8 protein-coding genes are annotated in these 12840 nt (G+C 70.8%); 4 read left to right on the forward strand and 4 right to left on the reverse strand.

Annotated features, from left to right (window positions below):
- Window positions 1-121 precede the first annotated feature (121 nt).
- From ACFYZQ_RS25490 to ACFYZQ_RS25505, 4 genes are all read left to right on the forward strand, one after another.
- Entirely contained in the window at window positions 122-550 is a 429-nt protein-coding gene (locus tag ACFYZQ_RS25490; RefSeq protein WP_389151902.1) for a MerR family transcriptional regulator, read from the forward strand.
- Between the two features lie 14 nt (window positions 551-564).
- Entirely contained in the window at window positions 565-879 is a 315-nt protein-coding gene (locus tag ACFYZQ_RS25495) for a thioredoxin family protein (protein WP_389152251.1), read from the forward strand.
- 170 nt (window positions 880-1049) lie between these two features.
- Window positions 1050-3284, forward strand: coding sequence for a HelD family protein (locus ACFYZQ_RS25500; protein WP_389151905.1), 2235 nt, complete (start codon window positions 1050-1052; stop codon window positions 3282-3284).
- Window positions 3285-3360: 76 nt separating this feature from the next.
- Window positions 3361-4716: a cytochrome gene (locus ACFYZQ_RS25505; protein WP_389151908.1), complete on the forward strand. Its 1356-nt coding sequence runs from the start codon at window positions 3361-3363 to the stop codon at window positions 4714-4716.
- 220 nt (window positions 4717-4936) lie between these two features.
- Here the strand turns inward: ACFYZQ_RS25505 and glgB are convergent, their stop codons facing one another.
- The 4 genes from glgB to ACFYZQ_RS25525 form a co-directional block, all read right to left on the reverse strand.
- Entirely contained in the window at window positions 4937-7306 is a 2370-nt protein-coding gene (glgB, locus tag ACFYZQ_RS25510; protein ID WP_389151911.1) for a 1,4-alpha-glucan branching enzyme, read from the reverse strand.
- A gap of 22 nt (window positions 7307-7328) precedes the next feature.
- Entirely contained in the window at window positions 7329-8729 is a 1401-nt protein-coding gene (locus ACFYZQ_RS25515; protein ID WP_389151914.1) for a phosphotransferase, read from the reverse strand.
- Between the two features lie 86 nt (window positions 8730-8815).
- Complete coding sequence (gene treS / locus ACFYZQ_RS25520; protein WP_389151916.1) at window positions 8816-10516, reverse strand: maltose alpha-D-glucosyltransferase; 1701 nt, start codon at window positions 10514-10516, stop codon at window positions 8816-8818.
- Window positions 10513-12666 carry a maltotransferase domain-containing protein gene (locus ACFYZQ_RS25525; protein ID WP_389151919.1) on the reverse strand — a complete coding sequence of 718 codons (2154 nt, stop codon included), beginning with the start codon at window positions 12664-12666 and terminating at the stop codon, window positions 10513-10515. The genes treS and ACFYZQ_RS25525 overlap by 4 nt, the downstream gene beginning before the upstream one ends.
- Between the last annotated feature and the right edge of the window lie 174 nt (window positions 12667-12840).

The following is a 12840-nucleotide window of genomic DNA, read 5'->3' on the forward strand; positions in this document are numbered from 1 at the left end:
GCCGGATCGACAGCGGCCTACAACTTTTTCCATCGGTAGCGGGCAGCAGGGGCTTGAGCGCCTCCCCTGGTCGACGTCGACCCTTGCCTTGACGCCGACGTCAAGCCGTACGGTCGGGGACATGCGAATCGGCGAACTGGCCGCCCGGGCCGGGACCACCACGCGTGCGCTGCGGTACTACGAGTCGCGGGGGCTGCTGCCCGCGCGGCGCGACGACCACGGTCACCGCACCTACGACGAGCACGACCTGCGGCTGCTCACGCAGATCCGCACGCTGCAGGACTTCGGGTTCGACCTGGAGGAGACGCGGCCGTTCGTGGAGTGCCTGCGGGCCGGTCACCCGGAGGGCGACTCCTGCCCGGCGTCGCTGGCGGTCTACCGGCGCAAGCTGGCCGAGCTCGACGACCTCATCGGCGAGCTGACGGCGGTCCGGGAGAAGGTCGCCGGGCAGTTGGCGCGGGCCGAGCGGGCCGTGGGCGAGCTGGCCGCCGAGGCGCTGGTTCCGGGGGGTCCGGAACCCGGGTGCGAACTGGGAGGGCGGATACGGTGATCAAGGCAGCGGGCGTGGCCGAGGTGACGGACGGGGACTTCGCGGCGGAGGTGATCGACTCCGAGCTGCCCGTGCTGGTGGAGTTCACCGCCGACTGGTGCCCGCCATGCCGGCAGATGGGGCCCGTGCTCAGCGCACTCGCCGAAGAGGAGGGCGGTCGGCTGAAGGTCGTACAGCTCGACGTGGACACCAATCCGGTGACCACCAACGCTTACAAGGTCCTGTCGATGCCGACGTTCATGGTGTTCCGCGGCGGTGAGCCGGTGAAGGCGATGGTGGGTGCCCGGCCGAAGCGGCGGCTCCTGGAGGAGCTCTCCGACGTGCTGTGAGTGGGCGTACCCACCACGAGAAATCCCCCGAGCAATTGCGCTCGGGGGATTTCTTTGCGTATATTTAATGGTTCGCGACTTCAATCTGTTGGAGTCACGAGGAAGTTCAGTGAGCACAGTATATCCGGGCGGGAGCAGAATTGTCAAACACCGAATTTCCAGACGATGAATTGCGGCACGAACAGGAATTCATCGACGGACTGTACGCGCGCGTGGACGCCCTGCGCGGTGACGCGGAGACCTCGGTCACGGACGCCCTCGCCCAGGGCGACAAGCCCATGCAGGCGCGGCTGGAGCGGGACATCCTGGTCGCCGAGCGCTCGGGCCTGCTCGCCGCGCTGAACGCGGTGGACGGCTCGCTGTGCTTCGGTCGTATCGACCTGACCTCGGGGGTCAAGCACCACATCGGGCGCATCGGGCTGCGCCTCGACGACGCCGAGCGCACCCCCGTCCTCATCGACTGGCGGGCCGACGTCGCCCGCCCCTTCTACCTGGCCACCGGCCACACCCCGATGGGTCTGCGGCGGCGCCGGCACATCGCTACCGACGGCCGCCGGGTCACCGCACTGCACGACGAGATCCTCGACCTCGGCGACGCCGAACGCACCGGCCACGAGGACCCCACCGGCGACGCCGTGCTGCTGGCCGCGCTGAACTCGGCCCGCACCGGCCGCATGAGCGACATCGTGCAGACCATCCAGGCCGAGCAGGACGAGATCATCCGGGCCCCCCACCGCGGGGTGCTCGTGGTGGAGGGCGGCCCCGGCACCGGCAAGACGGCCGTCGCCCTGCACCGGGCCGCCTACCTGCTCTACGAGTACCGCGAGCTGCTGGCCCGGCGCGCCGTCCTGATCGTCGGCCCCAACCCCGCCTTCCTCGGCTACATCGGCGAGGTGCTGCCCTCCCTCGGCGAGACCGGCGTACTGCTGGCGACCGTCGGCGAGCTGTTCCCCGGCGTGAAGGCGACGGCCACCGACACACCCGAGGCGGCCGCCGTGAAGGGCCGCGCCGACATGGCCGACGTGCTCGCCGCCGTCGTACGCGACCGGCAGGCACTGCCCGACCCGGTCATCGCCATCGAGCACGACCGCGAGGTGCTGATGCTCGACGACGGCCTGGTGAACGTCGCCCGCGAACGCACCCGCGCCGCCAAGCTGCCGCACAACGCGGCCCGCGAGCACTTCGAGGGCCACATCCTCAACGCGCTCACCGAGCTGTACGCCGAACGAGTGGGCACCGACCCCTACGACGGCGGCAGCCTGCTCGACGCCTCCGACGTCACCCAGATCCGCGACGAGATCGCCGAGAATCCCGAGGTCTGGTCCGCCATCGACCAGCTGTGGCCCCGGCTGACCCCGCGCCGGCTGGTCGCCGACTTCCTCGCCGAACCCGACGGGTACGTCTCCGAGGCCGACGCCGACGCGATCCGCCGCCCGGTGACCCGGGCCTGGACGGTGGCCGACGTGCCCCTCCTCGACGAGGCGGCCGAACTCCTCGGCGACGACGACCGGATGGCGAGGGCCCGCGCCGAACGGGAGCGCGAGACCCAGATCGCCTACGCGCAGGGCGTCCTCGACGTCTCCTACGCCTCCCGGACCTACGAGTTCGAGGACAAGGAGGACAGCGACCCGGAATCCTCCGAGGTGCTGTCCGCGCACGACATCATCGACGCCGAGCGGTTCGCCGAACGGCACGAGGAGGGCGACCACCGCAGCGCCGCCGAGCGCGCGGCGGCCGACCGGACCTGGGCGTTCGGGCACATCATCGTCGACGAGGCGCAGGAGCTCTCCCCGATGGCCTGGCGGCTGCTGATGCGGCGCAGCCCCACCCGCTCGATGACACTCGTCGGCGACCCGGCGCAGACCGCCGAGGCGGCCGGCGTCGGCTCCTGGGCCGACATCCTCCGGCCGTACGTCGAGGACCGCTGGGAGCACACCCGGCTCGGCGTCAACTACCGCACCCCGTCCGAGATCATGGACGTCGCCGCGGCCGTCGTCCGTGCCGAGCACCCGGACTTCACCCCGCCGAGCTCCGTCCGCTCGACCGGGGTACGGCCCTGGGCCCGCCGCGTGTACGACGACCTGCCCGCCGCGGTCGCCGAAGCGGTCGCCGAACTGACACCCGCCGAGGGCCGGCTGGCCGTCATCGCCCCGCGCGAACTGCACCGCCGGCTGGCGGCCCGGCTGGACGGGGTGACGGCGGGCGCCGAGCCCGACCTGACCCGCACCGTCGTCCTGCTGGACCCCCGCCAGTCCAAGGGCCTCGAGTTCGACTCGGTCCTGGTGGTCGAGCCGGGCCGGTACGGCACCAGCGACCTCTACGTGGCCCTGACCCGCGCCACCCAGCGGCTCGGCGTGGTCCACTCCGAGGAGCTGCCGAAGCCATTGGCCGAGGCACTGACGTAACCCGGCATCACACGGGCGTAACAGTTCGTGTTCTTGTTACTGCCGGTACACGGCCGGTGCGGTAAGCGTGTGCGGTATGGAAGCACAACCCCCCACCACCGCGCCGGCCGACAGCCCCGACCTGGCGTCTCTGCCCGTGCAACCGCTGCTCACCGCCGAGTTCGACGCCGACCCGGGCGCCGTCTACCGGCGGCTGCGGCGGACCTACGGCCCGGTCGCCCCGGTGGGCTTACTGGGCGTACCGGTCTGGCTGGTCCTGGGCTACCGGGAAGTCCTGGAGGTGCTGCGCAACGAGGGGCAGTGGCGGCGGGACGTCCGGTACTGGCGGGCCCGCGCCCAGGGCCGGCTGCCCGCCGACTGGCCGCTGCTCGCGGGCTACGAGGTCCGGCAGACGATGTTCATGGACGAGGAGGAGCACCAGACGGCGCGTCGCACGCTCCACACCGCGCTGCGCCCCTTCCAGGACGCCGAAACCCCCGAGGGCTGGGAGCTGCGCTCGGCCGTGTCCCGCTACGCGGACGACCTCGTCGCCCTGCTCGCCGCCGAGTCCGGCCCCTCCGGCTTCGCCGACCTCGGCGCCCAGTACACCCGCCCACTGCTGCTGCTGGTCACAGCCAAGCTGTTCGGCTGCCCGGTCGGCCTCGGCGACGCCCTGGTCATGGACCTGTGGCGGATGCTCGACGGAGGCCCCGACGCCGGCCCGGCCACCGCCCGCGCACTGGCCGCCTTCACCCGGCTGGCGACACACCGCCGCGCCCTGCCCGGCGACGACCTCACCTCGTACATGCTGCTCGCCGACCCCGGCCTCACCGACGAACAGCTCGGCCGCGAGCTGTTCATGAACGCCGTCTACCTCAACGACATCACCGGCAACATGGTGCTCAACACCCTGCTGGAGGTGCTGCGCGGCAACGCCACCGTCCGCCGCAGCCTGTCGGCGGGGCAGCTGGGCGAGACCGTCGACCGGGCCGCCCTCGCCAACCCGCCGGTCGCGAACATGTGCTTCCGCTTCGCAGCCCGGGACGTGCGGCTCGGTGACTTCTGGATCCGCCGCGGCGACATCGTCTCCCCGTCGGCCGCCGCCGCCCACCAGGACCTGCTGGCGATCGGCTCCTCACCCCTGGTCGGCTCCGCCGTCTCCACCCACGCCCACCTCGGCTGGGGCGGTGGCCCCCACCAGTGCCCCGGCGCGGCCCGGGAACTCGGCACCCTCATCGTGACCACGGCGGTCGGACGCATCTTCGACCACTTCGCCGGCGCCGAACTCACCCTCCCCCCGGACCAGCTCCCCTGGCGCTCGGGCCCGGTGGTACGCGGCCTGCGCGTACTCCCGGTCCGCTACGAACTGACCCCGGCCGCACCGGTGAACAGCGGCAGCCAGGCCAAGGGCCTGCTGGCGGCGTTACGACGACTGATGCTCCGCACTGGCTGAACCAGCCCCTGACCCCGGGTGATTCAACCCCTCCGGCTTTCGAGGAGCGGGGTCCGGGCCCGGAGCGCCGGACGGGCTGGATGATTCAGCCCCTCCGGCGTTCGAGGAGCGGGGTCCGGGGCGGCGCCCCGGCAGGGGTGCAGGGGACGCCGTCCCCGCCGGGGTAGAAGGGGCGGAGCCCCTGGGGACGGGAAGGGCAGGGGCGGCGGGGGCGGAAAACCTAGGCCGGCCGCAGCCACACCGTGGCCAGCGGTGGCAGCGTCAGCCGGATGCTGGCAGGGCGGCCGTGCCACCCGGTCGCCTCCGGCTTGACCGGGTCGGGATGGATGACGTCGCCGCCCCCGTACCGGCCCGCGTCGGTGTTGAGGACCTCGTGCCAGGCCGGGACGTCCTCCGGGACGCCGAGGCGGTAGTCGTGCCGGACCACGGGGGAGAAGTGGGACACCGCCAGCAGCGGATTCCCCTCGGCGTCGTACCGGAGGAACGCCAGGACGTTGTCCTCGGCCGCGTCCCCGACGATCCACTGGAAGCCGGACGCGTCGGTGTCGAGCTGCCACAGACCCGGCGTGTCGCGGTACACGGTGTTGAGGTCACGGACCAGGTCGCGCACACCCCGGTGGTCCGACTCGGCGCCGTACGCGGGGTCCAGCAGCCACCAGTCGGGGCCGTGCGCTTCCGACCACTCGGCGCCCTGGGCGAACTCCTGCCCCATGAACAACAGTTGCTTGCCGGGATGCGCCCACATGAAGCCCAGATAGGCGCGGAGCCCGGCGCGCTGCTGCCACCAGTCGCCGGGCATCTTCGACACCAGCGACCGCTTGCCGTGCACCACCTCGTCGTGCGAGATCGGCAGGACGTAGTTCTCGCTGTAGGCGTACACCATCGAGAACGTCATCTCGTGGTGGTGGTACCTGCGGTGCACCGGCTCGTGGCTCATGTACTGCAGCGAGTCGTGCATCCAGCCCATGTTCCACTTCAGCCCGAAACCCAGACCGCCGAACCCGCTCGGCCCCTTGAGGTGCGTGGGCCGTGTGACCCCGTCCCAGGCAGTCGACTCCTCGGCCACGGTCACCACGCCCGGGCAGCGCCGGTACACGGTGGCGTTCATCTCCTGCAGGAAGGCCACCGCGTCCAGGTTCTCCCGGCCGCCGTGCTCGTTCGGCGTCCACTGACCCGGCTCGCGCGAGTAGTCGAGGTAGAGCATGGAGGCGACCGCGTCCACGCGCAGGCCGTCGATGTGGAACTCCTCGCACCAGTACACGGCGTTGGCGACCAGGAAGTTGCGCACCTCCCGGCGGCCGAAGTCGAACTCGAGCGTGCCCCAGTCCGGGTGCGCGGCGCGCAGCGGGTCGGAGTGCTCGTACAGCGGGCGGCCGTCGAACTCCGCCAGCGCCCAGTCGTCGCGCGGGAAGTGCGCGGGCACCCAGTCCATGATCACGCCGATCCCCGCCCGGTGCAGCGCGTCCACCAGGTACTTGAAGTCGTCCGGGGTGCCGAGGCGGGCCGTGGGCGCGTAGAAACCGGTGACCTGGTAGCCCCAGGAGCCGCCGAAGGGGTGTTCGGCGACCGGCATCAGCTCGACATGGGTGAACCCCAGGTCCTTGACGTAGGCGGGGAGCTGTTCGGCGAGCTGGCGGTAGGTGAGCCCCGGTCGCCAGGACGGAAGGTGGATCTCGTACACCGAGAACGGCGCCTCGTGCACCGCCCTGTCCGCACGGCGGGCCAGCCACTCCTCGTCGCCCCACTCGTGGTGCGAGGCCGTCACGACGGACGACGTGGCGGGCGGGACCTCGGTGCGCCGGGCCATCGGGTCGGCGCGCAGGGTGCGGGAGCCGTCCGCGCGGGTGATCTCGAACTTGTACAGCTCGCCCTCGCCGAGCCCCGGCACGAACAGCTCCCACACCCCGGTGGAGCCGAGCGAGCGCATCGGGTGGCCGGTGCCGTCGAAGAAGTTGAAGCTCCCCGCGACCCGCACCCCCCGCGCGTTCGGCGCCCACACCGCGAACCGGGTGCCCGTCACCCCCTGGTGGGTCGTCGGGTGCGCGCCGAGCGCCTGCCACAGCTGCTCGTGCCGGCCCTCGCCGATCAGGTGCAGGTCCAGGTCGCCGAGCGTGGGCAGGAAGGCGTAGGCGTCCGCGGTCTCGTGGACGTTCCCCTCGTACGCCACCAGCAGCCGGTACTCCGGGACCTCGCGCAGCGGGAGCAGCCCGGAGAAGAAGCCGTCACCGTCGTCGTGGAGTTCGGCCCGCAGCTCGCCGGAGACGACCGTGACGGACCGCGCGTACGGACGGAAGGCCCGGAAGGCGACCCCACCGGGCACCAGGTGCGCGCCCAGCACCGAGTGCGGGTCGTGATGGGTGCCGTGCAGCAGCCGCTCGCGGTCACCGGCGTCCACGGCGGGGGAGACGGCGACCTCGGCCTCGGGCACGGGAGCGGGCGCGGGCACGGGAGCCGTGGCGGGCACCTGAGCGGCGGTGGGCTCCTTCTCGATCTGCGGCGGCTCGGCCTGGGCGGGCGTCTTCTTCTTGCCGCCCTTGCTCTTGGCGGACTTGTTCTTCTCGGGCGCTGACTTCTTGGACTTGGACGTCACGGACGCGTCTCCCGGGCGAGGGTCAGGTCAGGTCGGACGTGGCGAGGCGGTGGACCGCCGAGAGCGGTACGGGGAGCCAGTCGGGGCGGTGGCGGGCCTCGTAGACCACCTCGTAGATCGCCTTGTCGGTCTCGTAGGCGCGCAGCAGTACGGGATCGGTGCGCGGATCGGTGCCCGCGACCTCGGTGTAACCGGAACAGTAGGCGGCCCGGCAGGCCGTTGCCCAGTCCGGTGCCGAGGGAGTGACCGAACGCGCCGCGTAGTCGAAGGAGCGCAGCATCCCGGCGATGTCCCGCACGGGCGGCTGCGGCATGCGCCGCTCGGCCAGCGGCCGGGCCGGTTCGCCCTCGAAGTCGATCAGCGACCACTGCCCGGACGGCGAGCGCAGGCACTGGCCGAGGTGCAGGTCGCCGTGGACGCGCTGGGCGGTCCAGGTGCGGCCCTCGGCGGCCAGGTCGGCCAGCGCCTCGAAGGCCGAGCGCAGCCCGGTCTCGTACGGTCCGAGCGCGGGCACCGCCTGCACGGCGGCCGTCAGGCGCTCCAGCATGCCGTCGACGAGGACCCGCAGCTGGCTGTGGCCGAGGGTCACGGTGGGCAGGGCCCGGGCGAGCGCGGTGTGCACCTCGGCGGTGGCCCGGCCCAGCGCCCGGGCCTCGGCGGTGAAGTCCTCACCCTTGGCGAGTTCGCGCAGCGCCAGCTCCCAGCCGTCGGTCGCGCCCCGCAGATACGGCTGCAGCACGCCCAGCACATAGGAGTCGGAGTCGCCGTCCAGCTCGGCGTGCAGCCATGCCGCCGGCGCGGGCACCCGGGCGCAGCCCTCGCGAGCCAGCGCCAGGGGTATCTCCAGATCGGGGTTGACGCCGGGCACCACCCGGCGCAGCAGCTTGAGGATGAACGTATCTCCGTAGACCACCGAGGTGTTGGACTGCTCGGCGGTCATCAGCCGGGCCACGAGCCCGTCGCGGATCTCCTGGCGCCGGTCCCGGTCGAAACGCAGCCCGCCGATGCGGGCCTGGGAGCGCAGCGCCTCCAGGAGCACCTCGGCGGGCCGGGTGTCGTACAGGGCGTCGTACACCGTGTGTCCGGCGAGCGGCCCTTCCTCCACGTGTCCGATCAGCGCGGGCGCCAGCCGGGGCGGCAGCGCCTCGCGCACGCCTATGAGGAGCTGGTAGCAGTCGCCGGGTTGGGAGGGGGAGCCCAGGGCGGGCGGCTGCTCGGCCCGCACCAGCAGGTGGTACAGACCGAGCCGGCCGTCCGGGGGGAGCAGTTCGGTGGCCGAGACCGGGGTGAAACCGGTGACCGGGCGTCCCTTGCCCGCGAACCAGCGCTGCCGCGGCAGCCAGTCGCGCAGCAGTGGATCGAGCGACGCGAGGATCTGGCCGGGACTGGTGGTGGTGCCGGAGGGGGTGACCGTTTCCGCCATGGCGCACGTCCTTTCCCCGGGTCGTCGGGGCGGGTTATTTCTGCGTGCCCCGGGTGGGGCGGTGAAAACCGCCCCACCCCAGGCCACTATGCGCCTTCTTTGCGCAACCGGAACCAGTAGAAGCCGTGGCCCGCCAGGGTCAGCAGGTACGGCAGCTCGCCGACCGCCGGGAAGCGGACGCCGCCGAACAGCTCGACGGGGTGCCGCCCGTTGAACCGGCTGAGGTCCAGCTCGGTGGGCTGGGCGAACCGGGAGAAGTTGTGGACGCAGAGGACCAGGTCGTCCTCGTATTCGCGCAGGAAGGCGAGGACGGCCGGGTTGGAGGACTGCAGTTCGGTATAGGACCCCAGTCCGAAGGCAGGATTCTGCTTGCGGATCTCGATCATGCGGCGGGTCCAGTGGAGCAGGGAGGAGGGGGAGGCCATGGAGGCCTCGACGTTGGTGACCTGGTAGCCGTGGACCGGGTCCATGATCGCAGGAAGGAAGAGCCGTCCGGGGTCACACGAGGAAAAACCCGCGTTACGGTCGGGTGTCCACTGCATGGGGGTGCGGACGGCGTCGCGGTCGCCGAGCCAGATGTTGTCGCCCATGCCGATCTCGTCGCCGTAGTAGAGGATCGGGGAGCCGGGCAGGGAGAGCAGCAGGGCGGTGAAGAGCTCGATCTGGTTGCGGTCGTTGTCGAGGAGGGGGGCCAGGCGCCGGCGGATGCCGATATTGGCGCGCATGCGGGGGTCCTTGGCGTACTCGGCCCACATGTAGTCGCGTTCCTCGTCGGTGACCATCTCCAGGGTCAGCTCGTCGTGGTTGCGCAGGAAGATGCCCCACTGGCAGCCGGAGGGGATGGCGGGGGTCTTGGCGAGGATCTCGGAGACCGGGTAGCGGGACTCGCGCCGCACGGCCATGAAGATCCGCGGCATGACGGGGAAGTGGAACGCCATGTGGCACTCGTCGCCGCCGGAGGCGAAGTCGCCGAAGTAGTCGACGACGTCCTCCGGCCACTGGTTGGCCTCCGCCAGCAGCACGGTGTCGGGATACTGGGCGTCGATCTCCTTGCGCACCCGCTGCAGGAACGCGTGGGTCGCCGGCAGGTTCTCGCAGTTGGTGCCCTCCTGCTGGTACAGGTACGGCACGGCGTCCAGCCGGAACCCGTCGATGCCCAGGTCCAGCCAGAACTTCAGCGCGGAGATCATCTCCTCCTGCACGGCCGGGTTCTCGTAGTTCAGGTCCGGCTGGTGCGAGAAGAAGCGGTGCCAGTAGTACTGCTTGCGCACCGGGTCGTACGTCCAGTTGGAGACCTCGGTGTCGACGAAGATGATCCGCGCGTCCTGGTACTGCTTGTCGTCGTCGGCCCAGACGTAGTAGTCGCCGTAGGGCCCCTCGGGGTCCCTTCTGGACTCCTGGAACCACGGGTGCTGGTCGCTGGTGTGGTTCATGACGAAGTCGATGATCACGCGCATGCCGCGCTGGTGGGTGGCGTCGACGAACTCCACGAAGTCGGCGAGGTCACCGAACTCCGGCAGCACGGCGGTGTAGTCGGAGACGTCGTAGCCGCCGTCCCTGAGCGGTGACTTGAAGAACGGCGGCAGCCACAGGCAGTCCACGCCCAGCCACTGCAGATAGTCCAGCTTGGCGGTCAGGCCCTTGAGGTCACCGACGCCGTCGCCGTTGCTGTCCTGGAAGGAGCGGACGAGGACCTCGTAGAAGACGGCGCGCTTGAACCACTCCGGGTCGCGGTCCTTGGCCGGAGTGTCTTCGAACTTGTCCGGAACAGGCTCGTTGACGATCATTTTGTGGGTGACCCTCCGATCTGCGGGTTGGACGGTCGCAGGACGAAGACGTGCGCGGGCCTGCGGCCCGGTTCGAGGCGCACATAGTTGGCCCTGCCCCAGTGATAGGTCTCGCCGGTGAGCTCGTCACGCACCGGCACCGACTCGTGCCAGTCCAGGCCGAGTTGCGGCATGTCCAACGAGACCGTGGCCTCCTGGGTGTGGTGAGGGTCGAGGTTGACGACCACCAGAACCGTGTTCGATCCGCTCCGCCTGCTGTAGACGATCACCTCTTCCTTGTCGGCGTGGTGGAAGTGGAGACCGCGCAGCTGCCGCAGTGCCGGATTGTCGCGCCGGATGGTGTTGAGCTGGGTGATCAGGGGTGCGATGGTGCGGCCCTCGCGTTCGGCGGCGGCCCAGTCGCGGGGTTTGAGCTGGTACTTCTCCGAGTCGAGGTATTCCTCGGAGCCTTCGCGCAGTGGCGTGTTCTCGCACAGTTCGTAGCCGCTGTAGACGCCCCAGGTGGGCGAGAGGGTCGCGGCGAGCACCGCGCGGGCCTCGAAGGCGGGGCGGCCGCCGTGCTGGAGGTAGGCGTGCAGGATGTCGGGGGTGTTGGCGAAGAAGTTCGGCCGCATGTAGGAGGCCGCCTCACCGGTCAGCTCGGTCAGGTACTCGGTGAGCTCCTGCTTGGTGTTGCGCCAGGTGAAGTACGTGTAGGACTGCTGGAAACCGATCTGGGCCAGGGTGTGCATCATCGCCGGACGGGTGAAGGCCTCGGCCAGGAAGATCACACCCGGGTCGGTGCGGTTGACCTCGGCGATGACCCGCTCCCAGAACACAGGCGGTTTGGTGTGGGGATTGTCCACCCGGAAGATCCGCACCCCGTGCGCCATCCAGTGCTCAAGGACGCGGACGGTCTCGGCGACGAGGCCGTCCATGTCGGCGTCGAAGGCGATGGGGTAGATGTCCTGGTACTTCTTCGGCGGGTTCTCCGCGTAGGCGATGGTCCCGTCGGCACGGTGGTGGAACCACTCCGGATGCTTGTGCACCCACGGGTGGTCCGGGGAGCACTGCAGGGCGAAGTCGAGAGCGACCTCCATCCCCAGTTCGGCGGCGTGGGCGACGAAGTCGTCGAAGTCCTCGATCGTGCCCAGATCGGGGTGGACGGCGTCGTGGCCGCCCTCGGCCGAGCCGATCGCCCAGGGCACACCGACATCGTCGGGACCGGCGGTGAGGGTGTTGTTGCGGCCCTTGCGGAAGGTGTGGCCGATGGGATGGATCGGGGGCAGGTAGACGACGTCGAAGCCCATCGCGGCGATCGCGTCCAGCCGGCGGGCGGCCGTGCGGAACGTGCCGTGCGGGTGCTCGGGGGTGCCCTCGGAGCGGGGGAAGAACTCGTACCACGAGCCGAACAGGGCCCGTTCGCGCTCCACCAGCAGCCGCAGCGGCTCGGAGACGGTGACCAGCTCCCGCAGCGGATGGCGGCCCAGGACCTCGGCCACCCGCGGGTCCAGCGCCGCCGCCAGCCGCCAGGCAGCCGGCCGATCCTGCGCACGCAACGCCGCCGCCGCGTCCGCGACGAGAGCGCGCCCGTCCTCCTCAGGGATGCCGGTGGCCGCCCGCTCGTACAGCTGGGCGCCCTCCTGCAGGACCAGCCCGGTGTCGATCCCCGCCGGTACCTTGATCTGCGCGTGGTGCCGCCAGGTGGCGACCGGGTCGCTCCACGCCTCCACGGTGTAGGTCCACAGGCCGGGCTTGTCGGGGGTGACGTCGGCGCCCCAGCGGTCCGTGCCCGGGGCGAGTTCACGCATCGGCGTCCAGGGCCCCGGGCGGCCCCCAGGGTCCCGCAGCACCACATTCGCGGCCACCGCGTCATGACCCTCACGGAACACGGTCGCGGAAATCTCGAACGTCTCTCCGACGACCGCCTTGGCGGGCCTGCGGCCGTGCTGGACGACCGGACGGACGTCGAGGACGGGTATGCGGCCGACGGCGGTGCCCTCGGTCGCGGAAGTCCCCTCAGGGGCGGGCGGTCGGGCATCGGCCGGAGTCTCCGGCTTGGTGCTCTTTTTACCGGCTGTGCTGCTGTTCGTCCTGCTGGCCTTCTTCGTTGCCTTGCTCGTTGTGCTGCTGTTTGTCGGGGGTGCTGACGAGTGGTGCGTGGCGGGCATGACCGCTCCTGTCCGCGTCAACGAGGGGGTGTGGGCGGATGACTGTGGGGAGGTGGGTCCTGCGGGTCGACCGATGCGCCTGGGGAGCGTACCGGAGGAGCCTTCCCACCCTATTCGGGTAGGCAATCCGGCACTTTGTTAACTACTCACGCGTATGTCTACACACAAGACCAG

The organism is Streptomyces sp. NPDC001843, from assembly GCF_042891955.1.
In the GTDB taxonomy this organism is placed as follows: Bacteria; Actinomycetota; Actinomycetes; order Streptomycetales; family Streptomycetaceae; genus Streptomyces.

Bases quoted from the DNA above. Each gene is read 5' to 3' on its own strand.
- ACFYZQ_RS25490 (WP_389151902.1), top strand. From the start codon at position 122: ATGCGAATCGGCGAACTGGCCGCCCGGGCCGGGACCACCACGCGTGCG.
- ACFYZQ_RS25505 (WP_389151908.1), top strand. From the start codon at position 3,361: ATGGAAGCACAACCCCCCACCACCGCGCCGGCCGACAGCCCCGACCTG.
- ACFYZQ_RS25515 (WP_389151914.1), bottom strand. From the start codon at position 8,729: ATGGCGGAAACGGTCACCCCCTCCGGCACCACCACCAGTCCCGGCCAG.
- treS (WP_389151916.1), bottom strand. From the start codon at position 10,516: ATGATCGTCAACGAGCCTGTTCCGGACAAGTTCGAAGACACTCCGGCC.
- ACFYZQ_RS25525 (WP_389151919.1), bottom strand. From the start codon at position 12,666: ATGCCCGCCACGCACCACTCGTCAGCACCCCCGACAAACAGCAGCACA.